This window comes from Prevotella lacticifex (genome assembly GCF_019973375.1).
GTDB lineage: Bacteria > Bacteroidota > Bacteroidia > Bacteroidales > Bacteroidaceae > Prevotella > Prevotella lacticifex.
The window spans coordinates 272,301-294,486 of record NZ_BPTV01000003.1; the positions used below are offsets into that span (position 1 = coordinate 272,301).

A 22,186-nucleotide genomic window follows, 5' to 3' on the forward strand; every position below is an offset into this window, starting at 1 on the left:
ATCAGGATTAAATAAAATTCAATAGGCAATGAAAAAGATTCTACTTTCACTGGCTTTAGCAGCCACTATTTTCTCGGCTCATGCCACCGACTACACCGACCAGCTCACAGTAGCGGTCAACGGTGTGGCTTCACCGGTACAGACCACGACGATATCTGTCGACGACAATGGCAACGGCACATATAATATGTCGTTGAAAAACTTCAGTTTCTCAGGTCTGAATATCGGCGACATAACCCTCAACAACGTTCCTGGTGTCAACCAGGACGGCATCGTTTATCTTGCAGCCACCGACCCCGTACATGTCAACATCGGCGGTATCATGCCCCTCGACCTTACGGTGACGCTCCGGGGCGAGCTCCGCGACAACAAGAGCCGGCTGTATGCCACGATGGACATCCCTGTGGCAGTGCTCAACCAGACCGTAGAGGTGGCTTTCGGCCGTGGCTATCAGCTGCCTAACAGCGGTTTCGAGGACTATCAGGACTATAATGTCAGCCTCGTCGACATGACAACCTACACTCCCACAGCCACCACTGTGCAGGAGCCGGTCTACTGGCATTCGTTCGCCTCGGCCAAAGGTGAATACAAGGATGCGGCCGTTGCATTCGCCAACCCGTTCACATGGAAGTCCAGCGTGGTGCGCAGTGGTGCCCAGGGCGCTTCGTCGCTCATGCTCACATCGTCGAATGTCATGGGCATCCAGATTGCTAATGGCACGGTGACTACCGGCCGTATGAACTGCGGTTCGTACACCGCCACCGATCCAGCGAACCATGCCGAGATGGAAATAAGCAACGACAGCCTCGACGCTCACGGCGATCCTTACTACGTTCTGCTCAACGGTCAGCCCGACTCGCTGACATTGTGGTATGCCTTCAAGCAGGGCACACCGCAGGCCGAGCACCCTTATGCCACCGTCAATGCCATCATCACCGATGGCACTTACTATCAGGACCCTGAGGATAAAGCGTATACCAACAAGCGCGCCCAGGCTCAGAACAAGACCATGGCAACGACATTCACCGACGGAACGCCCGTGTGGAAACGTATCAGCGTGCCTTTCAGCGTCATCGACAAGAACGTTGAGGCTAAGGCTATCCTCGTGACAATATCGACAAATGCTGATCCGGGAGCCGGAAGCATCGACACACTGTATGTCGACGATGTCAATCTTGTTTACAACAATCCGCAGAATGTCAATGTCACCTTCGGCGGTAACGGAAGTACAGTCAGTGCTGACGACATCACAGTCAGCTGGGATGGAGCCTTAGGAGCACGCGTCGTCAAGGACCTCCGGCAGGATGGCGACAACGTAGTGGCTACAGTGACAGTATATAATGGTGACCTCACAAAGGAGATTGCCAAGGAAAGCCACACCTACACCAACGCTACCGTAACGGGAATCGACCACGTAGCTACAGCGTCGGCAGCCAAGACTGCCGCTACTTACGACCTCAGCGGCCGTCGTGTAGATAACGCTGCACGTGGTGGAGTGTTCATCGTCCGCACTACCGACGGCAAGACAGTAAAAGTAGTCAGAAGATAAACATGCGAAATTCGTTAGTAAGAATAGCAGCAGAGAGCCTTGTGGCAGTGGCAGCACTGCCACTTGTGCTCTCTTCTTGTATTAAGGATGAGGCTCCCAACAGCGAGGCTGACATCACTGGGGTGACCCTTCCCGACAGCTCTGTGCTCCTGCGCGAGCCGGTAATCAGCAACAGCGACATCACGCTCTATGCCGATACCCCCGACAGCATCCTCGCTCCCACCTTCACACTCACCCCGGGAGCGACGATAGAGCCGGCATCGGGCACGCCGAGGAAGTTCTTCACGCGCCAAATGACAGTCAGCAACACCGACGAGGGCAAAGATACAACTTACACGTTCGTATCGACACCGCAGCAGTACACGGTGACCTCGCAGGACGGACAGTGGAAGAAAACCTACACGGTGAATGTGGTCAACAACGCCACGCCGGCCGATTTCCATTTCGATAATGTGCGGTATTATGAGTATAATGGTGAGCCCATATTCCAGATCTTTTACGAGAATGTTGCCGGGCAGAACATCGACTGGGGCAGCGGCAATGCTGGAGCCATGGTGACGCTAATGGCCTCTAACCCTTCACCGGCCGACTTCCCCACATCGCAGGCCGACGGCGGGGTCAGCGGCAAGTGCGCCAAGCTCACGACAATATCCACAGGAGCCCTCGGAACAATGTTCGGAGCACCGATAGCAGCCGGAAATCTATTCCTCGGCTCGTTTGTCGTGAACATGCAGGATATGCCGGCATCAACGCATTTCGGCATTCCTCTGAGAAACACCGCACCGGTATCGATGAGCGGTTACTACAAATATGAGCCGGGAAAGACGTTCATCCGTCTCAACGACGCAAAGAATGGCACGGTGGAAGTGCCCGGCAAAACCGACGACTTCGCACTCTACGCCATCGTCTACGAGGTAACCCCAGACGCACCTTACATCGACGGCAACAACTCACTGACATCACCAAATATCGTGCTCAAGGCCGAACTGGAGGCCGCCGACCACAAGACTGGTGACGAATGGGTGCATTTCGACATTCCTTTTGTACAGCAGAACGGAAAGACAATCGACCGACAGAAACTCCTCGACGGCAAATATAATATTGCCATCATCATGAGCTCGAGTGAGGGCGGAGCACGCTTTGAGGGTGCAATTGGCAGTACACTGTTTGTCGACGAGATACATATCAAATATGAATAGTAACACACTGTAAATCTGTGGATTACATATCAAGAATGAAAAGAATAACAATGAGAATAGCCGGTGTAGCCCTCATCATGGCGACAACGTTGCCGGCAGTGGCACAGGACAACCAGTCGGCGACGACGGCAGTGCCCGACCGCGACCGCAACCTGACATTTATGACCTCAAAAGGATGGGAATGGGAGCTCAACGCCGGACTGAATATCGGAGGTGCCACACCTTTAGGCATGCCGCGAGAGGTACGGAAGGTGCGCACCTACAACCCTAAACTCAACGGAAGCTTAGAGGGAAAAGCCACAAAATGGTGGGGTGCCGACCGCCGCTGGGGCACATCGGTGGGTGTGAAGTTTGAAACGAAGGCTATGAAGGTCGACGCCGACGTAAAGAGTTATCACACAGAGATTATCCGCGATGCCGACCGCGTCAGCGGCTATTGGACTGGTTTCGTCGACATCGACTACGACGAGACATTCTTCACCGTTCCCGTCACCGTCGACTATCGCATCAACAACCGTTGGAAAGTCAATGCCGGAGCCTTCTTCTCTGTCCGTACCGACGGCAGTTTCTCGGGATACGTCAAGGACGGTTATCTACGTTCAGGCAATCCCACGGGCGAGAAAATCGTTTACTCGGCCAACCAGCGTGCAGCCTACGAGTTCGACAATGATCTCCGGCGCACAATGTGGGGTGTACAACTCGGCGGCTCCTGGCGCGCCTATCGCCATTTCTCCGTCAACGGGGAACTGTCCTATAGTTTCAACAATATCTTCCGCAGCGGTTTCAACACCGTTGAGGAGAGCCTGCATCCGCTATATTTTAATATCGGTTTCGGCTATACATTCTGACACTACATCAAAACGCAGCATTATTGGCGCGAGAACTGTCCTCCGCCAAAATGTTGCGTTCGCGTTGTAACGTCCAGTTCCTACACTATTCCGCTGACATAGTTGACCGTTCCAATTTCCTTTCCGGCCACAACGATGTCGTTAATGTTTTCTTTTAAATTAATCTCTGCCACCACAGAAATGTCTTTTCTCAGCATCACTATCATCCATGGAATACTAAACTCATTCTCGTCTGTGGCGTATAACATGTCCGTAGCCTGCGTATCCAAACACACCGCAAATGCGCTGCAACACGCTACCGGTCCTAAGGGCTATGGGACGGATATGACTGTTAATATTTTTCCTTCTGATTATGGCGTCGTCTATCTGCTTGGTACCACCTCAATGATGGATCCGTCGGGACGGAAGTGCAGCTCGTCGATGCACACCTCACGGTGGGTGCCTGGCGCGGTCTTGAGATAAGACTCATTGATGCGGTGGTAGACGATGAACCAGCGGCCGCTGCGGGGGTCCTCGACGACAGAGTTATGTGCCGTACCATAGATGCCGTCCATAGGTCTCTGCCTCAGCACTATAGGCTGCCGTGCAACGGTTATTGGGCCCATGGGAGAGTCGGCAGTGCCGTAAGCCACGTGATAGTTGCGCGAGCCGGTATCGTCGACCGACCACATGAAATAGTATTTCCCATTGCGCTTGAAGACGTATGTGCCCTCGCGGAATGCATAGTCGTCGAGGGTACCGCCACGAGGGGTGATAACCTTTACGCCCGTGGTGTCGATACTCGTCATATCGCTGTTGAGTTTGGCAACAGCCATGAAACCGTTGCCCCAATAGAGATAACTCTGACCGTCGTCATCGGTGAACACATCGACGTCAATGACATGACCGCCACGGTGCCCCGAAGGATCGGTGGTGACAAGAGGATGCCCGCTGTCGGTGAACCTTCCGTCAGGCCTGTCGGCAACAGCCACACCGATGGCCTTTCCCTTCCCGTCGTCGGCACTATAATAGAGGTAGTATTTCCCGTTCTTCTCCACGGCCGCGGGGGCCCAGGCGTTGCCCTTGGCCCACCGTGTGTCGCGGGTGACATCGAAGGGCACACCCTCGTAGGTCCAGTTCTTCATGTCGGCCGACGAATAGCAAGTGAAGAATGTACCGCCCCACTGCGGGAATCCGTCGGTCGTCGAGTAGATATAATACTTGCCGTCGGAGAAGAGAATCTCCGGGTCGGCATGAAACTCCGGGAGAACGGGATTGCGGGTCACTACACTGTCATACTGCCGCCAGTAGTTGTCGAGCCGTTCGTATTCTTCCTTTGTCAGGGCGACGAACGATCCATGCTGCGGTGCCGCCACACCGATGATGTCCTGCGGCGAGTTGAAGTGCGATAAGTATCTGTCAGCCTTACAGATACGGTATCTCGCCGGACGCGAAGAATACTCTACATATCCCACTCGCCATCCGTCGTCACCGGCAATCTGGAATGCAGATGAGCCCTCGCACTTCCGTTTCCCCTCGAAGCTTACGAAGTCATTATCGTCGGGCTGCGGCCACGGACCGGTGAGCTTCTTAGCCTTCGTAGTGAAAATTCCCGGTTTGCCGCCCTCCTTTTTTATCAGCATGTGATATTTTCCGTCGGCACGAACGTAATTGATGTCGGCATCGATGGTAGCGTAACCCCAGTCGAAGAGCAGCCGCGGCTTTGTCAGTCGGGTGAACGACCGGTCAGCATAGCTGTAATACATCCTGTCGTAGCCTTCCTCCTTGTCGTTGAGCAGGGAGTAGTAGATGAAGTATCCGCCTCTGGTGCCGTCTTTCCACCGGTATGTCGGGTCCCAAATAGCCTGCGGTGCCCACACCCGCCGAATGGTGCTGTAGTCCTTGTAGGGGTCTGGCGACTCGGGATCGCAGAAGATCTGTGGTCCTTTTCTGAAGTCGAAGGTGCGGGCCGTCCAGTGAATGAGGTCGTCGCTGCGCAGCAGATTCATTCCGTAGTTATCCCATTTTCGGCTGCGTGCCACACACATGTCGGTGGTGAGCATCACGAAACCGTGACCATCGGCGGCACGAGCTATATATGCGTCGCGTGCCCCGCCTTCTATCTCACTGAGCTTTCGCGTGTCATACACTTCCCTTCCTTTATTGAGGTCGTGCCAGTGTATGCCGTCTCTACTGAGTGCGAAGGCTGTCCACTCGCCGTCGCGGCTCATGTGGCAATAGAGATAGCCGTAGATATCCTTTGGCTTGGGTTGTGGGTTGCCCTGCCCTGCCGCGGCGCTGATGGCACCGGCTATTGAACAGACAAGCATCAGTGCTGTCGCCAGCACCCGGCTGATAGAATTTAATGTCATCGTCTTGTAGTTCATTTGCAATCGTCGATAGCTTTAAGGTCGGCCTCGAGCTGTCGCGTACTGCTTGCCCCCACGAGCACACTCGTGACGCCATCCTGTTCAAGAATCCACGACAGAGCCCTCTCGGCGAGAGTCTGTCCGTGTGTGGCGGCCTCCTCGTTATACTCTCTTATCTTTGAGAGGAGCTCCGGCGTAAGCATATCGGGGTGTAGCGAACCACCTTGGGCCATGCGACTGTCGGCAGGAATACCGTTTAGATACCTGTCGGTGAGGAGTCCCTGGGCCAACGGCGAGAAACTGATGAACCCTATGCCGCGGTCGCTACAAAACTGCAGTTGCCCCTGCTCCATCGGCGAACGGTCGATGAGGTTGAGGCGTCCCTGGTAGATAAGCAACGGCACATCACGTTCGCGGAGGTATTTCTCAGCGGCCATAAGGGCACCAAGAGGCCACCGGCTGATGCCGACATAGAGGGCCTTCCCCTGTCTGACGATGTCGACAAGGGCCTGCAAGGTCTCCTCCAACGGTGTGTCGGGGTCGTAACGGTGACTGTAGAAGAGGTCGACATAATCGAGGTGCATTCGCCTGAGACTCTGGTCGATACTCGCCATAAGGTATTTGCGACTGCCCCAGTTGCCGTAAGGCCCCGGCCACATGTCGTATCCGGCTTTCGTCGAGATGAAAAGCTCATCACGATAAGGGCGGAAGTCGTCGTCCATAAGGCGCCCGAAGGTCTCCTCAGCCGTTCCATAAGGAGGACCGTAGTTGTTGGCTAAGTCGAAGTGGGTGATGCCGTGGTCGAAGGCATAATGTGTGATGGCCCTGCTCCGCTCATACGGGTCGACACCTCCGAAGTTATGCCAGAAGCCGAGACTGACTTTCGGGAGCATGACTCCCGACTGTCCACAACGACGGTACATCGTCGCAGAATGAGCGTAGCGGTCGGCCGATGCGCTGTATCTTTCTTTGAGTTCCATATTTATAGTTTTTAGTTTGTTCATAACACCCCGTCGTCAGGTCATCGTCTGTCGGCGGGTAATAATTATCACAGGGCAAAATTACAACTTTTATTTCTATCCCACATTAATTATTTGTTTAAATAACTTTATTTCTTGTGGCAAGTCTTGCATCCAGTATTAGCATAGATTTACAAGGAATCTGTCTGAAATGGCATTTTGCAGAATGCTTATAGTTAAGGTTTATGGCCGTCCTACCAACGGGCATATTAATAATGTATAGTTATGAGTACCGCTTCCGCAAACGACAATCATTGAATGCGACCATTGGCCTTATGAATCTCTGTTTAAGTTGATTGTTATTTCGGGTGCAAAGTTACTAAATATTTTTCCCAATTCCAAATATCATGAGGGTAGTTCGGGGTATAGAAAGGGGTATATACACAAGTAGTTAATAATCAAAGGGTTGTCAGGGTGACTGTTTGCTACAATGTTTATTTACGTAAATGATTAAGAATTTCCATTAAATTGTTTTGTTAAGTAAGAATTAATCTTTATTTTTGCAACGTCAGCAATGACCCCGAGCGGAACTGTACCGTAACCGTTCCTGTACCGGCAGCCTTTGGGCTGCTTTTTATTTATTCTTCCCAGCAGTTCAGTTCTTAATGGTTGACGGCGGTTATCATACCTTTCTTAGCAATCAGAGCAAAGATGCAGCTAACGGGTGTCTCGAAGAGGAATTGAATTTCTTTTGCGCACATGATGAAAAAATATCCTATTTTCGTTTGGTACTTGAAATTAAAGTCGTATATTTGCAGCAGACCACAAGGGTTTAGCGTATGCTACGGCATGGCGCCTCGCGGGGAAGTACCAAAAGACTTCCCCGTTGTCTTTTTCGCTGTAACAGATCCTATCTTCTTATAAGACAATGTGATACCGACTTCTTCGTAAAGTCCCACTTTTGTCACGGGGATTGGTGAAGTACAGCGCTGAATTGCAGCTCCTGAGGTAAGAGCTCTGAGACTCCCTTTTATTTTGAAAAATTTAGTATTGACTGATTTTCAAGCAGTTACAAGGCGGATACCATCACTCCTCCTCATCATCGCTGTCCTGGCTCTGCGACGACACTGAGGTACCACCCTGACTGTCGATAAGCAGGGTGAGGGGCACAAACTCGTTGTCGGCCATCTCGTCGGGCGAACCGATGGCGATGGCAAAGGTGAGCTTACCGTCGGCGACATTGTCGAAATTGAATCCCGTCAGACCCCACTTCTTCGCGACTCCGGCATCGACATACTTGCTGAAGTCAGCACGAGTATAGGTCTTGTCGACAAACGTAGAACCATCGGCGCGGGTGATGAGCAGGTGCACCTTATTATCATAATATTTGTTTCCCGAGGCATCCTCCACAAGCGGCAAACCTTTATCGGGTTGCCGAGTGATGCTGATACGGTAGTTGCTGCCCATCCAACTGACAGTACGTGGCGGAATCGTTCCGGCCTGCATTGTCAATGGCCCCGACGGCTTCTTCGTTTCTGTCGGCATCTTCGTTATGATGTCTTTCGATTCTTTTTTGTTCTTGCACGATGTGAGTCCGAATGTCAGCAAACCAGCTAACATTAAGAGCATTATATGTCTCATCTACTTACGTTTTATTGAATTTGGATACAAAATTAATAAAAATAAACGCAAAAAGAAAAAATATGTCATATTTTTTATTAACTTTGCACTTGTCTAACTGAAAAAGAGCAGTGACTATGCAGACCATCAACGAAATATTAACGTCAATCAGCGGCTTCCTTTGGGGTTGGCCGATGATTATTCTCCTTCTTGGCACCCACATTTTTCTCACCATCCGCCTGCGTTTTCCGCAGCGAAAGATTTTCACGGCCATCAAGCTCAGTGTTCACCGCGACAAGGGCTCATCGGGCGACGTGAGTCAGTTTGGAGCCTTAGCCACCGCCCTTGCCGCCACCATCGGCACTGGCAACATCATTGGCGTGGGCACCGCCGTGGCCCTCGGCGGTCCGGGAGCCGTGCTATGGTGCTGGCTGACAGGTGTTTTCGGTATTGCCACGAAATACTCCGAGGGTCTGTTAGCCATCAAATACCGCGTGAAAACCAAGGACGGACGCATGCTCGGTGGCCCGATGTATGCCCTCGAGCGCGGCCTGGGGTGGAAGTGGCTCGCCGTGCTCTTCGCATTCTTCACCGCCATAGCATCGTTCGGCATTGGCAACACTGTCCAGGCCAACGCCATCTCGACGCTCGCCGACACATCCTGGGGCATCCCCACATGGGTTTCGGGAGCCGTCATCTGCGCCCTTACAGCCATCGTCATCCTTGGCGGAGTGAAGAGCATAGCACGCGTATGCAGTGCCCTGGTACCGTTTATGGCTCTGTTTTATGTCGTCGGCTGTATATATATATTATGTGTAAACCACGATTTTCTGTGGCCGGCAGTGAAACTCATCTGCGAGGATGCTTTCTCACTGCGTGCCGCCACCGGTGGTGCCACCGGTACGGTTATCATGCTTGCGGCCCGCTACGGAATAGCCCGCGGCCTCTTCTCTAACGAGTCGGGACTCGGCTCGGCACCTATCGTGGCGGCAGCGGCCAAAACGAAGAATCCCGTCCGACAGGCATTGGTGTCGTCGACGGGAACATTCTGGGATACCGTTGTCATCTGCGCGCTGACGGGCATCGTGATTGTGAGCTGCATCATCGCCGACCCGAATATCAGTGCCAACGACGGCGCCAAGCTCACCCATTTGGCTTTCTGCCACATACCGTACATCGGGGCTCCGCTGCTGTCGTTCGGACTCCTGACGTTCGCTTTCAGCACCATCCTCGGATGGAGCTACTATGGTGAGCGTGCTGTCGAATACCTCAGCGGAAAACGGTGGATAATCGTCTACCGCGTGCTGTATATCGTTGCCGTGTTCGCGGGATCAGTGGTCAGCCTCGACCTGGTGTGGAACCTTGCCGACTGCATGAACGCCCTTATGGCCATTCCGAACCTTATCAGTCTGTTGGCTCTCAACGGCATTATCGTCCACGAAACCCGTAAATATCTATGGCGCGGACGCCTCGACCGGGAGATGGACGACTGGGAGATTCAGCAGATGATTGACGACAACGAAAGCGAATGACGCTGCCGGTGCCCTCTACCGTATGATGGTAGCGTAGTCGGCATCGAAGGAACGCGGATGACGCCCCTGCAGGACGACGTTGAGGAGCATATTGGCAACGAGCTCCACATCGGTGAGGTCGACTTTAGGCTCGCGCTTCACCTCCTTGCCGAGGAGCACATCCCACGGTCCACGGAAGCAGGAATCGTCGGCACCGAAGAACATCTCGTTGGTGTCGGGGTCCTCCATGAGCTGATACCTTATCTGCTTTTTCGAGTTTACGGGTTTGATGCCGAGGAGGATATCGTAGGCATGACGGAACTGTTCGCGCTGGTGGCGCGCATTGGGATACATGAGGCCTATCTGCGGATAGATCTCATCGAAGTCGTAGGCTTGGAAATACTGCTGTAGTTTCATGATGCTGAAAATATTGTATTTGACAAACGAAATAACGGAAACAACGGAAGACAAATATCATTCCCTTCTGTTGTTTCCGTTATTGCCGTGAAAAACGGATTATCGAATTCTTAGAATTTTGCCATTTTTATGGCTGTGACTGCGCACTCGTCGCCCTTATTGCCATATTTTCCGCCTGCGCGGTCGACGGCCTGCTGGTGGTCGAGAGTTGTCAGGAGCCCGTAGATGACAGGGATATTCTGTGTGGCGTTGAGCCGTGCGATGCCGTTGGTGACACCCTGACAGATGTAAGAGAAATGCGGTGTCTCACCCTGGATGACGCTACCGAGGATTATCACGGCATCGAAACCATCGTTCTTGCACATCTGCTGTGCACCGTAGATGAGCTCGAAGCTGCCCGGAACGGTCTTCACATGGATATTCTCGGGTATGGTACCGTGCTTCTCAAGGGTCTTGACACAACCCTCGAGGAGCGCACCGGTGATGTCGTGATTCCACTCGGCTACGACGATGCCGAAACACATATTACTTGCGTCGGGCACGCTGTCGAAGTCGTAATTGGATAAGTTATGAAGTGCTGTAGCCATATTTCTTACTTAGCTGTGCGCTCGATGTACTTGTCAATGTCCTGATAGACAGTGCTTGTGACGTACTTCTTCTTGATCTCTGTGTAGAGTTCGTGAGCGTCTTCTTTCTTGCCCTGGCTCTCAAGGATGATACCAGCCTTGCGGAGTGCCAGCGGAGCAATGCTTGTGCTGAGGTTGTCGGCAGCCTCGTCGTCGGCCATCTCAGCGGCCTTCTTGAAGCTCTTCACAGCCTCGTCGAGCTGGTTGTTGTTGGCGTAGATATCGCCGAGGGCCATCTGCGATGCCGGGCTGATAATCATATCGTCTGAAGTGTCGAACTCCTTGACATATTTCAGGGCGTTCTTCCAGTCGGGAGTCTGCAGGTGCGCATAGCACAGACCGGCGTAGAGGTTGGCGAGGTTGCCGGCATCGGTATTGCTATACTTGTCGGCAATGTAGACAAAGCCTTTGTAATTGGCTCCGTCGCCTTTGAGGGCGTGTTCAATGTCGCCCATCTCCATATACTGTTCGCCACGTGCTAAAGCCGTGCTTGCCTCTTCTTCCTCCGGAACATAAACGTAGTTGTAATAAAGTATGCCACCAACCACGATTACTACGACAGCTACCACAGCTGCGATAATGGCTTTCTTGTATTTCATGAAGAAAGCCTCTGACTGATTGAGAGCGTCATCAACTGAGCTCTGTTCGTTCTTCTTTGCCATTTAAGTTTTATTTGTTTTTATTTTTGGACGCAAAATTAATGATTTTATCCCACATATTGAAATTTATCTCTGACTTTTTTTGCATAATGCCGTTTTATGAGTATCTTTGCATTGGATAATTATGATACTCAAGCGCATTTCCATAGTCAACTATAAGAATATTCAGGCGGCAAATCTCGATTTGTCGCCGAAGATCAACTGTCTCATAGGCCACAACGGTGCTGGCAAGACCAATTTCCTCGATGCCGTCTATTATCTGTCGTTCTGCAAGAGTGCTTTCGGCTCCCGCGACTCGCAGCTCATCACCCACGGGCGCGATTTTTTTGTCATCGACGGCAGCTACACAGCCGATGACGGTCAGGAGGAAAACGTTTACTGCGGCATGAAGCGCGGCCAGAAGAAGCACTTCAAACGCAACAAGAAGGAGTATCGCCGGCTGTCGCAGCACATTGGGCTAATCCCGTTGGTGTTCGTATCGCCGTCGGACTCTATCCTCATCGAGGGATTCAGCGAGGAGCGCCGCAAGCTTATGGACGTGGTTATATCGCAATATGACCATCCTTACATCGAAGCGCTGACGAATTACAATAAAGCCCTACAGCAGCGCAACAGTCTGCTCAAGCAGGAGGAGGAGCCCGACGCGGCGCTCCTCGATCTCTGGGAGGAGCAGATGGCTGAGAGCGGAAGCGTCATCTACGAGGCTCGCACGCGGTTTGTCGACGAGCTCATACCCGTTTTCAGGTCTATCTACAACCGCATAGCCCACGACAGCGAGGAGGTGTCGTTGCGGTATGTGTCGCACGGACAGCGCGGCGACCTCCTCGACGTCATCCGCCGCGACCGTGCCAAAGACCGTGCCGTGGGCTACTCGCTGCACGGCGTTCACCGCGACGACCTGGAAATGCTCATCGACGGATACCCGATGAAACTCGAAGGCAGCCAGGGACAGAACAAAACTTTCGCTCTGGCGCTGAAGTTAGCTCAGTTCAACTTCCTCCGGCGGACGGTGAGCCACGCCACACCGTTGCTGTTGCTCGACGACATCTTCGACAAACTCGACTCGCGGCGCGTAGAGCAGATAGTAGGTTTGGTAGCCGGAGAGGACTACGGACAGATTTTCATTACCGACACGAATAGGGAGAATCTCGACCGCATATTGGATCATTGCGGTCCAGAATACAAGATTTTCACTGTCGACGACGGAGATATAGAGGAACGAAAGGAGGAACACGATGTTTAGACGGCACGCAAAAAGTATCGACGAGCTGCTGAATATGACTCTGCGGCAGGAGGGTCTGGAAACTCCGCTGCTGCAAAGACGGCTCATCGGAGCCTGGCCGACGGTGGCCGGCGACCTTGTGGCGCGCTACACAGGCGAGCGGTTCATACGCAACCAGGTACTCTTCATAAAGGTGCCGAATCCTGCCCTGCGCGCCGACCTGTCGATGAGACGGTCGGAATATGTCGCAAAACTGAATGCGGCTGTGGGCTCGATGATTATCACCGACATACGTTTCTACTGAAGTCGTGGTCGGCACTGCAACGGCATCGTAGTAACGACGGTCTCCTTCGCACTGCCAAAATCATTCCCCGCGTTATGCTGAAAGATGGGTCTGACAACGGGAAAGGAGCACTGATAGAGACTTCGACATGAGTAAAGGGCAGAAAAAGGGCGACACGAATGTGCCGCCCTTACATTATTAATAATGTCTAACGTTTGTCTATAGGCGATTCGCACGGTGCAATGTTTGCACCGCAAAGCGACCCGACGTCGGCCGATTAGTCTTCCTCAGCGCTGAACTCATCCTTGCCAACACCGCAGACTGGGCACACCCAATCATCTGGAAGGTCCTCGAAAGCTGTGCCCGGCTCGATGCCGTTATCTGGATCTCCTACTTCAGGATCGTAAACATAGCCGCAAACATCGCATACATACTTTTTCATAATGTTGTGTATTAATAAGTGAAACAATAATTATCGGCCGTAAAGGTAGTGTTTTTTTCCGACTGTCACAAATTTTAGGGAGGAATTTTCAGAATGTTTCTGCGGTTCCTTCATTTATTTCTCAACAGCAGAGAAAAGACGCTTGGCCATCATCCGCTTATCCCGAGAAGTTTTTTATGCAGTAAGGGCCTGACATCTAAGCGACTACGAACGGCATTCCCGAGTCTGATGCGCCAAAGGGTCTTCAGTACACTTACTCAATACTACCAGCCCCGACGGTGACAGTTTACCGTCCATTGCGGATACCCACAGCCATGAAGGCGATGAGACGGGCCACCGATGATGATCAAAGTGCTGCATTAACCAAATGGCAGGGTTCATCCCCGCCCTCGCATAAGCAGACAAGTGATGTGCCCAATCTTAACCCAACTTTGACATCGTATTTTGCTTAGTTGTTCTGTATCAGCAATTTAGTGTTTTTAAAAAGTCCTACTGTGTTCTACAGATTTTTATTTTTTTAAATGGCACTTTACTGATTTTCAACAACTCGTAGATTTCAGCTGCACTATCTGTAGGCACACTGCACAGTCTGGTCTCGACAGCCTCTCCAAGCGCATTTACTGCTGTGGTAGTAACTGCTTTTTGAGTCTTCATGATCCGCATGATCTCCGACCAGTACGGTGTCGAACGCTCCCGCCCATGCTCATCCTTGCCTTGCTTTCGCCGGGCAACCTTCATCTGATGGCGCACGGTGTTTACTATCCAGTAAGCCAGCAGCCCTAAGAAAAGGTGTGCGTCTGCCCTATTGTCAGTCTGGTGGTATATGGGCCTGAGGCTGAGGTCGGTTTTGAGCTGCCGGTTGGAGCATTCTATTTCACGTATAAGATTATAGTAGTTCCAGGTCGTTTCCTCATCTAATTTCTTCACATTGGTTCTGAGGAAGTATGTTCCGTATTCCACCTTGTCCGGGATGTTGACCTCCCATGTCATAGAAGCGACTTTGTCGTGTCCGTCATCCTCAACTTTTATATTGTAATATCGGCTTATAGAGGGATATTTTCCTTGCAGGGCACCGATCCTGTTTTGTACCTTGCCGTAGTTTTTTATCCCGTGTTTTGATTGGGTACTCTTTCTGATTTTTTTCAACCCTTCCTCAAAACGCTCACGGAATTTGCGGTTCATGGATTCTTCCTTCAACGCTTTTGCAGGAGAGTCTATTTTGAGGTAACAGTCGTCATTCTTGGCCGTTGTTACGCGTTGAAGCGTTATCTCGCGCTTCAAGCAATCGCAAACTGTGACTTTGGGAGCATTCTCGGGGGTGGTGTATTCGGTAAGAGCTTTGCGGGATACACAAAGATAGTTGTATCCTTTGTCCCTTATAGTCTTGAGGTTATCTTCAGTTGAGATACCTGCGTCAATGACTACAAGCACTCCCTCGTTATCGGGACATTTGGCCGGATTCTCAGCAATAAGCTCGTCCACCATGTTGGGAAGTGACTTTGGATCGGCGGTATTGCCTTCCAGTACCGCACTGTAACGTATGAAGCCGTCAGTATTGATGCATAGCGCGAGGACAAGCAGCTTGCAGTCGCTGCGTTTCTCCTTTGAACGGCCAAAGGCAGCCTTCTTGCTGCCGGTCTTGCGTCCCTCAAAATAAAAGTTGGTGAGATCGAAGAGCATAATGCGGTTGGTCGGTTTGAAGAGGTCGTCGGTCTTGTGGCAAAGATACTTCTCAAGCTTATCCTTTATGGAATAAAGGTCATCGGCAACTCGATATATCCTCCTTGGAGTTATTTTGGCCATAGGAAGGTCAAGGAGTTCGCACACTGCAGAGTTCTCTTTTATAATGGATATTGACTTTAATTCGGACGGAGTATAGGCCGCCCTCGTAATAAGATGGGCCAAAGTGACCTTCACCTTGTCCTCAGACCATCCCAAAGAACGGAGAAATGTATCCAGACCAAGTTTACGAATCGTTTGCAGGCATAGCCATTCGCAGCCGACTTCCCTTGCGTCTGTATGCCTCATAGTGTCAACATCTATCCGTTTCCTGGCCTTGGACTTGCTTCTCTCGTAGGCGTTGCCCACAATATCAAGTTTTTCCTCCTCGACAAGTCTGGCCCAGTACGCATGCACTCTGTCACGAACCACTTCCGAGTAACCTTGCAGTTTCTCATCCCAAAGTTGGACATCCTTCTGGTGATTGTACAGATACGTCAGTCCACGCGCAACATCTCTTATCTGCTCTGGGGATAGGTCATGTATAAACCCGACATTGAGCAATATCAAAGTACATACCCTACCGCTGGCATCGCGATAGGACTCCTTCAGACGGTAATACTTCTCGTCTTTACACGTCTGTGGGTTGTAACGTATTTGGGACGTAAAATTCATGCCGCAAAGATAAGCAATCCCTACGACATTGCTGTGTTCTACATTGCGATTTTGAGCAGTTTGACCACGCAAACCCCTATAAACACTGGAAAAAATTCTGAAAAAAAACATTAGAGCGTCAAACTTGGGTTAAGGGAAATATAGTAATTTCTATTATCCACGTTCCATTGCCGCTCCGTACTTCTACGTATTATAATTCGGACCGGCGAGAGGACCATCTGAATGTACCTGAAACATTCATAACGCACGGCTAAGGCCACGGGCTGGCGCCACCACTATGGTCACAGCGGGGAGGCACAGCGGGGAGTTAGTGGCTGATGTCCTCGATACGGAGCTTTACGGTGCCAATAGGTACATGTACATTGACGATGTCGCCTTTCTTCTTCCTGACTTCATCACATCTTTGGTTGGATGAAGTGTCATCATTGATTATCAGTTAGTTATAAGCTTATTTCAGCAATTGATGGTGACGCAATTACGAATTATGGAATCTCCTCCTTAACAGCGCGGCAGACAGTCAATGTCTTTGTTCTGACTCATATTGCCTTGCCATCTCCAGATGATACGAAAAGAGAAAATCATGTACAGGCTTACGCTCCATGAGGAGCACCCCTTTCGGGGTCAAAGCCTGTACATGAAGAAAATTGCCAAGGCATAAAATTGCGCATAGCGCATAAAATAAAGCGGCTGAATAGTCAGTAAAACGTAAAACGCGGTACATGAATGATTTGTCTATTTCTCGTTCTCTCCTCGATCCTGATCTTCATCAGTCCCTCATTTAATATGTTTATGGCATTATTGGCTGTATGCAATATGTCCACAGACAATTGGGACCATCAGGGCCTTCTAAAATAATTGCGAGCAGATTTAGGGGGTGCTGAGTATTTTATGCGCTCTGCGCAATTTTACGCGATAGCGATTTTCGTCACGGGCAGGCTTTGTATGGGGTGGTGCTGAGGTGATGGGGGCAGCCGACGAGCTTGCTCGTAAGGCTGTCCCCATCACCTCAGCACCATAGCTCCATGGGGAGCTAAAGTCTGTACGTGACTATTTTCCAAAAACTTATTCTCGATTCAAGGTGGCGCATTGACGAAGTCAGTGGTGAGGCACAGCGGGGAGTTAGTGGCTGATGTCCTCGATACGGAGCTTTACGGTGCCAATAGGTACATGTACATTGACGACATCGCCTTTCTTCTTGTTCAGTAAGGCACGGGCTATCGGCGATTTGATGGAAATTTTCCGCTCCCGTGTGTTGGCCTCGTGAGGACTGACGATCGTGTAAGTCATCCGCTTGTTATTGCCGAGATTGAGAATTTCCACCTTTGTCAGGAGCTGGACGGAGTCGCTGCTGAGCTGTTCCTCGGGCAGCACGCGGGCGTGGGCCAGCACCTTCTGGAGGAAGTTGATGCGGCGGAGGATGCGGCCGTGCTCACGCTTGGCGGCACGGTATTCGTAGTTCTCACTGAGGTCGCCTTTGTCGCGGGCCTCCGAAATGGCCTGGATGGCCTCGGGCAACCGCACTTTTATAAGGTCATTGAGTTCGTTGGACAGTTCGTCATAACCGCCCTGTGACATGTATTCCATATATAATGTGTATTGTTTATTCGTTTTTCTTGGCGAAGAACCGCTGGTACTCGCTCTCAAAATTCGGTGTGAACACTCCCCTACCGATATTTTCCGCTATCTCATCGGCCGACCAAAAACGACCGCCATTGAGTTCCTGGGTGCTCGGACGGATGTCGCTATCGTAGACACAGCGGTGGACATAGACGAGCTCACACTCGCGCTGACTCTCAAAGACGTAGTGGCCGAGGCTCTCAGGAGTGAAATCGGTGATGCCGAGTTCCTCGCCGACCTCACGCCGGAGGGCCTTCTCTACATTCTCGCCGAGGTCGATATGTCCGCCGACAGCGGTGTCCCACTTCCCCGGCTGAATATCCTTCCAGTCGGGACGGCGCTGAAGATAGAGATCGCCACGGCTGTTGAATACATGAAGATGGACCACGGGGTGGAGAATCTTACTGCCGTCGTGGGCATGGCCGCGCGTGACGGCTCCGAGAATGTTGCCCGACTCGTCGACGACAGGCAGTTGTTCGTTTGGATTATCTCTCATTATGTCAGCTTTTTCTGTTAACGGATGCAAAGTTAGTAATTTGTTTTGATACTCAGATTGATATGAATCAAAAATTAACAACGTCGACGAAAAAATACAGGAAAACGCTTGCAATAATTACAAAACGTTTGTACCTTTGCATCGTCAAAAGGTTAATAGATTGTTTAGGTTAGTAGTAATAGATTTAGGTTTTTAGTTTTAATTTCCGAAACAAGAGAGATTGTTTCATTCATAGGTTTAGTTTTTGGTTAAAGATTGATTTTAAATTCAGGTTACATTTCGATGCTGATGAGGGGGAATGCCGTGAGGCATGAACCTGAAATCAAGCACGAACGTTCTCAATGAAAGGAGAACTGTTTACCGCCAGACTTGTGTAAAGTCTGACGGTTTTGCTTTTTAGCCGACAAGACAATTTCTTGTTTATCGGCGTACGGCTATCGCAAGTTTCATCTTGCAGACTCTCGTAAGTATCATTTTCACACTTTCTTAAAGTATCTGACAACAGATAGAAACATTATCTGTCTACTTTTGTCATCGGTTAACAAAAGAAAAGGATAATGAAAGTACTATTTGTGATACAAGGTGAGGGCCGCGGCCACCTGACCCAGGCCCTCACTTTAGAGAAGATACTGAGGGACAACGGCCATGAGGTCGTGGGTATGTTAGTAGGAAAGAGCAGGAGCCGCACCCTACCGGCATTCTTCACGGCAAGGGGCAAGGCTCCGGTGACGACATTCAGCAGTCCGAACTTTGTGCCTTCGAAGGACGGATGCCACATCGGACACGTCAAGTCCACATTATATAATATAGTACGGCTGCCTAAATACGCACGGAGCATGATGACAATCATGAACGCTATATTCTACAGCAGTGCCGACATCGTGGTCAACTTTTACGAGATTATGTGCAGTCTGACCTACGCTTTCTTCCGCCCAACAGTACCGGAGGTGTGCATCGGACACCAGTATATGTTTCTTCATCCCGACTTCACCTTCCCCAAGGCCCACCCCCACAGCCGCTGGTGGCTGCGCTTCTTCACCCGTCTGACGGCTCTCGGGGCCTCGCGCGTCTTAGCTTTGTCGATGAGTCCATGTACCGATGCCGCCGACCAGAAGCTCACCGTCGTGCCGCCACTGATGCGCGACGAGGTCAAGGAGGCCACCTGTCAACGGGGCGATTACATCACGGGCTACATCCTCAACGCCGGATTCGCCGAGTCGGTGAGGCAATGGCACGAGAGGCATCCGGAGGTGAGGATGCAGTTTTTCTGGGATAAGGCCGGAGCCGACAGGGCGACAAAAATCGACGACACGCTGTCGTTCCATCTCATCGACGACAAAGCGTTCATCTGTTCCCTTGCCGGATGCATGGCCTACGCCACGACCGGCGGATTCGAGTCGGTGTGCGAGGCGATGTATATGGGTAAGCCGGCGCTGATGGTACCGGCCCATATCGAGCAGGAATGCAACGCTTTCGATGCCGAGCAACATGGGGCGGGAACAGCAAGTGAGGAGTTCGACCTCGACAGACTGCTCGATTTCGCGAAGGATTACCACACTAATGAGGCATTCCGACAGTGGGAGGACTCGGCATCCATGAGGATAATAGCCATCCTCGAGAACGTCAGCTGCGACGGACAGGTCAACGCTGAGCTGACGGTATGGCGAAACGGACTGAGCGGAATGATGTAATGTCATGCCATGTCAGTCAGCATTTAAATGAAAGAGCCGTGCAGGACATGCTAAAAAAGTGGGACGATGATAACTGCATTCAAAGATTTTTCGTAACTTTACACCCACATTTGACAACAGCATTAAGCCAACAAAAAATCAAGATAAAGATGAAAGACTTTGCAGCCATAGACTTCGAGACCGCCAACTTCGAGCGGACCAGCGTTTGCGCCGTGGGCGTTGTAGTAGTCAGAGACGGGAGAAAGGTCGACACCTTCTACTCGCTTATCCATCCCGAACCCAACTATTACAACTACCGTTGCTCCAGCGTCAATGGCTTGTGCCGTGAGGACACCGAGGAAGCCCCGGTCTTTCCCGACGTGTGGAGGCAGATAGAACCGAAGATTGAGGGTCTGCCACTCGTAGCCCACAATAAGGCTTTCGACGAGAACTGCTTGAAAGCCGTCTTTCGCATGTACCAGATGGACTACCCCGATTATCCGTTCTATTGCACACTTATACGCTCACGCCAGGTGTGGCCGGCAGGACATCACAACCTCGACATCATCGCCGAGCGCTGCGGTTACGACCTGAAGAACCACCACCACGCCCTCGCTGATGCCGAGGCTTGTGCTGCAATAGCTTTAAAAATATTGTGAATCACCGGATAGACGCATAGGTGCTGATACTATAAGTCAGCAAGTCAGCATCTATCAGGCAACCACATTATTATATAGTTACTTCACCGTCAGCTTGTCGAACGGCTTCAGGATGTCGAAGATTTTCGCACGGATGGCCTCTACACCACCCTTGACATCCGACTCGATGTTCAGTGGCAGCACCGGATCGTGGAGGCTCATCCTCAGGAGGAACCATCCGCGCTCGTCGTCGTTGCCACAACTGACACGCACGCCCTCGTAGTTCGGCTCCACGAGATGCCAGCCGCTGATGCCGGCAGCAGTCTCCTTAACGTAGTCGAGGACGCGACGGCCATAGTCCTGGACATCGGCGGCGGTGACCGTAAACCTTATCTCGGTGCTCTCGGCAGGCTGACGCAGGGTGGCGATAAGGTCCTGGAGTTCCTTGCCCTCAGCGCGCAGACGGGCTGCCTGGACAATGAGTTTGGCCACGAGATAAGCACCGTCGTCGAGGAAATAGTTCTCGCGCAGGGCGCAGTGGCCCGATGTCTCTATAGCCAGCCAGCACTCCTCACCGTTTTTGTTGAGGCGTATGCCCTCGTCGATGACGTTCTTGTATCCCCGTTTAAAGCGGTGGTGCTTGCCGCCTTTGGCCGCAATGAACTCAGCGAGGCCGTCAGAGGTGACACTGTCGGTGACAACGGTGCTTCCGGGATGCTCGCTGAGGATGACAGCAGCGATGAGAGCGATGAGCGAGTTGCGGTTGATGGGATCGCCATGACGGTCGACGATGGCCGAGCGGTCGACATCGGTGTCGAAGATGATGCCAAGGTCGGCATGGCTGTTGACGACGGCCTGGCATATCGACTCCATAGCCTCCTTATTCTCGGGGTTCGGAATATGATTCGGAAAACGGCCGTCGGGATTGATAAACTGACTGCCGGTGGTGTCGGCACCGAGACTCTTCAGTACGTCGACGAAGAAGCCGCCATTGCCGTTACCGGCATCGACGACGATGTGCATTCCGGCCAATGGATGGTCGTGGTCGGCGGCATTGACCTCACGGCGTATATAATCGGTGAGATGGGCTTTATAGCGTGTCATGAAATCGTAGTCGACTGAACGGCCTCCGTCGGCAGCTTCGGGCAGATCGCCCTTCTCTGCAATGTCGAGAATCTCGGCAATATCCTGTTTCTCAAGGCCTCCGTCGCGGGTGAAGAACTTTATACCGTTGCGGTTGAACGGCAGATGGCTGGCTGTGATCATTACTCCGCCAGTTACCGGCTGACGGTCGTCGACAGTAGTCATGAACATTGCCGGGGTTGAAGCCAGTCCACAGTCGTAGACGGTGAGCCCCACCGCTGTAGCGCCCTCGATGAATGCCTTTTTTAGTTCCGGGCCAGAGAGACGCGAGTCGGTACCGACGGCTAACGTCGGATGATCCGAAGGATAATGTCGTCCAAGCCAGGTAGTAAAGGCTTTGGCCACCACAGTGGCCACTTCCGGTGTAAGGTTCACATGTTCGCCGGCAACGCCTTCAAGGGCGACGCCACGGATGTCTGATCCGTTTTGAAGTTTCTTCCAGTTCATTAGTGATTGCTATAAATAATGATTTAAACAATGTAAAGGTAGTGGAAAAAAGCGAGACCTCCAAAAGTTTTAAAGAAAATAAACAATAAGAGCGGGAA

At 51.6% G+C, this 22,186-nt stretch carries 20 protein-coding genes; 8 read left to right on the forward strand and 12 right to left on the reverse strand.

What is annotated here, in order from left to right; translation table 11 throughout:
* The first annotated feature begins 28 nt into the window (after positions 1 to 28).
* From LDN30_RS14930 to LDN30_RS14940, 3 genes are read left to right on the forward strand one after another with little or no spacing between them, the layout of a single operon-like run.
* The gene (locus LDN30_RS14930; RefSeq protein ID WP_223930086.1) at positions 29 to 1,549 is read left to right on the forward strand and encodes a calycin-like domain-containing protein; all 1,521 of its coding nucleotides are present in this window, start codon (positions 29 to 31) and stop codon (positions 1,547 to 1,549) included.
* Positions 1,550 to 1,551: 2 nt separating this feature from the next.
* Positions 1,552 to 2,748: a PCMD domain-containing protein gene (locus LDN30_RS14935; RefSeq protein ID WP_223930089.1), complete on the forward strand. Its 1,197-nt coding sequence runs from the start codon at positions 1,552 to 1,554 to the stop codon at positions 2,746 to 2,748.
* 35 nt (positions 2,749 to 2,783) lie between these two features.
* Positions 2,784 to 3,596 carry a porin family protein gene (locus LDN30_RS14940; RefSeq protein WP_223927041.1) on the forward strand — a complete coding sequence of 271 codons (813 nt, stop codon included), beginning with the start codon at positions 2,784 to 2,786 and terminating at the stop codon, positions 3,594 to 3,596.
* An 80-nt stretch (positions 3,597 to 3,676) separates the two neighbouring features.
* On the opposite strand, the gene LDN30_RS14945 is transcribed toward LDN30_RS14940, so the two are convergent.
* The 4 genes from LDN30_RS14945 to LDN30_RS14965 all read right to left on the reverse strand — a co-directional run bounded on the left by LDN30_RS14945 (position 3,677) and on the right by LDN30_RS14965 (position 8,544).
* Positions 3,677 to 3,844: a hypothetical protein gene (locus tag LDN30_RS14945; RefSeq protein ID WP_223927042.1), complete on the reverse strand. Its 168-nt coding sequence runs from the start codon at positions 3,842 to 3,844 to the stop codon at positions 3,677 to 3,679.
* Between the two features lie 114 nt (positions 3,845 to 3,958).
* Positions 3,959 to 5,962 (reverse strand): family 43 glycosylhydrolase, encoded by a 2,004-nt coding sequence (locus tag LDN30_RS16560; protein ID WP_368858184.1) that lies wholly within the window; start codon positions 5,960 to 5,962, stop codon positions 3,959 to 3,961.
* Positions 5,959 to 6,924, reverse strand: a complete 966-nt coding sequence (locus LDN30_RS14960) for an aldo/keto reductase (RefSeq protein WP_223930091.1) — start codon at positions 6,922 to 6,924, stop codon at positions 5,959 to 5,961. The genes LDN30_RS16560 and LDN30_RS14960 overlap by 4 nt, the downstream gene beginning before the upstream one ends.
* A gap of 1,065 nt (positions 6,925 to 7,989) precedes the next feature.
* Positions 7,990 to 8,544, reverse strand: coding sequence for a DUF4738 domain-containing protein (locus tag LDN30_RS14965; RefSeq protein WP_223927045.1), 555 nt, complete (start codon positions 8,542 to 8,544; stop codon positions 7,990 to 7,992).
* Positions 8,545 to 8,660: 116 nt separating this feature from the next.
* Here LDN30_RS14965 and LDN30_RS14970 point away from each other — a divergent pair, with 116 nt between their 5' ends.
* Entirely contained in the window at positions 8,661 to 10,055 is a 1,395-nt protein-coding gene (locus LDN30_RS14970; RefSeq protein WP_223927046.1) for an alanine/glycine:cation symporter family protein, read from the forward strand.
* Positions 10,056 to 10,070: 15 nt separating this feature from the next.
* On the opposite strand, the gene LDN30_RS14975 is transcribed toward LDN30_RS14970, so the two are convergent.
* The 3 genes from LDN30_RS14975 to LDN30_RS14985 form a co-directional block, all read right to left on the reverse strand.
* Positions 10,071 to 10,451 (reverse strand): hypothetical protein, encoded by a 381-nt coding sequence (locus LDN30_RS14975; RefSeq protein WP_223927047.1) that lies wholly within the window; start codon positions 10,449 to 10,451, stop codon positions 10,071 to 10,073.
* Positions 10,452 to 10,561: 110 nt separating this feature from the next.
* Positions 10,562 to 11,038 carry a 6,7-dimethyl-8-ribityllumazine synthase gene (gene ribH / locus LDN30_RS14980; protein ID WP_223927048.1) on the reverse strand — a complete coding sequence of 159 codons (477 nt, stop codon included), beginning with the start codon at positions 11,036 to 11,038 and terminating at the stop codon, positions 10,562 to 10,564.
* A gap of 5 nt (positions 11,039 to 11,043) precedes the next feature.
* Positions 11,044 to 11,739, reverse strand: a complete 696-nt coding sequence (locus tag LDN30_RS14985; protein WP_223927049.1) for a tetratricopeptide repeat protein — start codon at positions 11,737 to 11,739, stop codon at positions 11,044 to 11,046.
* 121 nt (positions 11,740 to 11,860) lie between these two features.
* Between LDN30_RS14985 and recF the strand changes: the two genes are divergently transcribed.
* Both recF and LDN30_RS14995 read left to right on the forward strand, forming a co-directional pair.
* Positions 11,861 to 12,979, forward strand: a complete 1,119-nt coding sequence (recF, locus tag LDN30_RS14990) for a DNA replication/repair protein RecF (RefSeq protein WP_223927050.1) — start codon at positions 11,861 to 11,863, stop codon at positions 12,977 to 12,979.
* Entirely contained in the window at positions 12,972 to 13,262 is a 291-nt protein-coding gene (locus tag LDN30_RS14995) for a DciA family protein (RefSeq protein ID WP_223927051.1), read from the forward strand. The genes recF and LDN30_RS14995 overlap by 8 nt, the downstream gene beginning before the upstream one ends.
* A 256-nt stretch (positions 13,263 to 13,518) precedes the next feature.
* On the opposite strand, the gene rd is transcribed toward LDN30_RS14995, so the two are convergent.
* From rd to LDN30_RS15015, 4 genes are all read right to left on the reverse strand, one after another.
* Positions 13,519 to 13,683 carry a rubredoxin gene (gene rd, locus LDN30_RS15000; RefSeq protein WP_223927052.1) on the reverse strand — a complete coding sequence of 55 codons (165 nt, stop codon included), beginning with the start codon at positions 13,681 to 13,683 and terminating at the stop codon, positions 13,519 to 13,521.
* A gap of 489 nt (positions 13,684 to 14,172) precedes the next feature.
* Positions 14,173 to 16,077: an IS1634 family transposase gene (locus LDN30_RS15005; RefSeq protein ID WP_223925324.1), complete on the reverse strand. Its 1,905-nt coding sequence runs from the start codon at positions 16,075 to 16,077 to the stop codon at positions 14,173 to 14,175.
* A 1,119-nt stretch (positions 16,078 to 17,196) separates the two neighbouring features.
* Positions 17,197 to 17,661 (reverse strand): transcription elongation factor GreA, encoded by a 465-nt coding sequence (greA, locus tag LDN30_RS15010; RefSeq protein WP_223927053.1) that lies wholly within the window; start codon positions 17,659 to 17,661, stop codon positions 17,197 to 17,199.
* 16 nt (positions 17,662 to 17,677) lie between these two features.
* Positions 17,678 to 18,190 (reverse strand): NUDIX hydrolase, encoded by a 513-nt coding sequence (locus LDN30_RS15015; RefSeq protein ID WP_223930093.1) that lies wholly within the window; start codon positions 18,188 to 18,190, stop codon positions 17,678 to 17,680.
* Between the two features lie 557 nt (positions 18,191 to 18,747).
* Between LDN30_RS15015 and LDN30_RS15020 the strand changes: the two genes are divergently transcribed.
* Entirely contained in the window at positions 18,748 to 19,881 is a 1,134-nt protein-coding gene (locus LDN30_RS15020) for a glycosyltransferase family protein (protein WP_223930095.1), read from the forward strand.
* Positions 19,882 to 20,030: 149 nt separating this feature from the next.
* The gene (locus LDN30_RS15025) at positions 20,031 to 20,519 is read left to right on the forward strand and encodes an exonuclease domain-containing protein (protein ID WP_223930097.1); all 489 of its coding nucleotides are present in this window, start codon (positions 20,031 to 20,033) and stop codon (positions 20,517 to 20,519) included.
* 78 nt (positions 20,520 to 20,597) lie between these two features.
* Here LDN30_RS15025 and LDN30_RS15030 read toward each other — a convergent pair whose 3' ends face one another.
* Positions 20,598 to 22,088, reverse strand: a complete 1,491-nt coding sequence (locus LDN30_RS15030) for a phosphohexomutase domain-containing protein (RefSeq protein WP_223930099.1) — start codon at positions 22,086 to 22,088, stop codon at positions 20,598 to 20,600.
* Between the last annotated feature and the right edge of the window lie 98 nt (positions 22,089 to 22,186).

What these genes read in the sequence shown, in the direction of transcription:
- LDN30_RS15025 (WP_223930097.1), top strand. Translation starts at nt 20,031, where the DNA reads ATGAAAGACTTTGCAGCCATAGACTTCGAGACCGCCAACTTCGAGCGG.
- LDN30_RS15005 (WP_223925324.1), bottom strand. Translation starts at nt 16,077, where the DNA reads ATGAATTTTACGTCCCAAATACGTTACAACCCACAGACGTGTAAAGAC.
- LDN30_RS14945 (WP_223927042.1), bottom strand. Translation starts at nt 3,844, where the DNA reads ATGTTATACGCCACAGACGAGAATGAGTTTAGTATTCCATGGATGATA.
- LDN30_RS15015 (WP_223930093.1), bottom strand. Translation starts at nt 18,190, where the DNA reads ATGAGAGATAATCCAAACGAACAACTGCCTGTCGTCGACGAGTCGGGC.
- greA (WP_223927053.1), bottom strand. Translation starts at nt 17,661, where the DNA reads ATGGAATACATGTCACAGGGCGGTTATGACGAACTGTCCAACGAACTC.
- LDN30_RS14975 (WP_223927047.1), bottom strand. Translation starts at nt 10,451, where the DNA reads ATGAAACTACAGCAGTATTTCCAAGCCTACGACTTCGATGAGATCTAT.
- LDN30_RS14940 (WP_223927041.1), top strand. Translation starts at nt 2,784, where the DNA reads ATGAAAAGAATAACAATGAGAATAGCCGGTGTAGCCCTCATCATGGCG.
- LDN30_RS14935 (WP_223930089.1), top strand. Translation starts at nt 1,552, where the DNA reads ATGCGAAATTCGTTAGTAAGAATAGCAGCAGAGAGCCTTGTGGCAGTG.
- rd (WP_223927052.1), bottom strand. Translation starts at nt 13,683, where the DNA reads ATGAAAAAGTATGTATGCGATGTTTGCGGCTATGTTTACGATCCTGAA.
- LDN30_RS14985 (WP_223927049.1), bottom strand. Translation starts at nt 11,739, where the DNA reads ATGGCAAAGAAGAACGAACAGAGCTCAGTTGATGACGCTCTCAATCAG.
- LDN30_RS14930 (WP_223930086.1), top strand. Translation starts at nt 29, where the DNA reads ATGAAAAAGATTCTACTTTCACTGGCTTTAGCAGCCACTATTTTCTCG.
- LDN30_RS15030 (WP_223930099.1), bottom strand. Translation starts at nt 22,088, where the DNA reads ATGAACTGGAAGAAACTTCAAAACGGATCAGACATCCGTGGCGTCGCC.
- LDN30_RS14965 (WP_223927045.1), bottom strand. Translation starts at nt 8,544, where the DNA reads ATGAGACATATAATGCTCTTAATGTTAGCTGGTTTGCTGACATTCGGA.
- recF (WP_223927050.1), top strand. Translation starts at nt 11,861, where the DNA reads ATGATACTCAAGCGCATTTCCATAGTCAACTATAAGAATATTCAGGCG.
- LDN30_RS14995 (WP_223927051.1), top strand. Translation starts at nt 12,972, where the DNA reads ATGTTTAGACGGCACGCAAAAAGTATCGACGAGCTGCTGAATATGACT.
- LDN30_RS14960 (WP_223930091.1), bottom strand. Translation starts at nt 6,924, where the DNA reads ATGGAACTCAAAGAAAGATACAGCGCATCGGCCGACCGCTACGCTCAT.
- LDN30_RS15020 (WP_223930095.1), top strand. Translation starts at nt 18,748, where the DNA reads ATGAAAGTACTATTTGTGATACAAGGTGAGGGCCGCGGCCACCTGACC.
- LDN30_RS14970 (WP_223927046.1), top strand. Translation starts at nt 8,661, where the DNA reads ATGCAGACCATCAACGAAATATTAACGTCAATCAGCGGCTTCCTTTGG.
- ribH (WP_223927048.1), bottom strand. Translation starts at nt 11,038, where the DNA reads ATGGCTACAGCACTTCATAACTTATCCAATTACGACTTCGACAGCGTG.
- LDN30_RS16560 (WP_368858184.1), bottom strand. Translation starts at nt 5,962, where the DNA reads ATGAACTACAAGACGATGACATTAAATTCTATCAGCCGGGTGCTGGCG.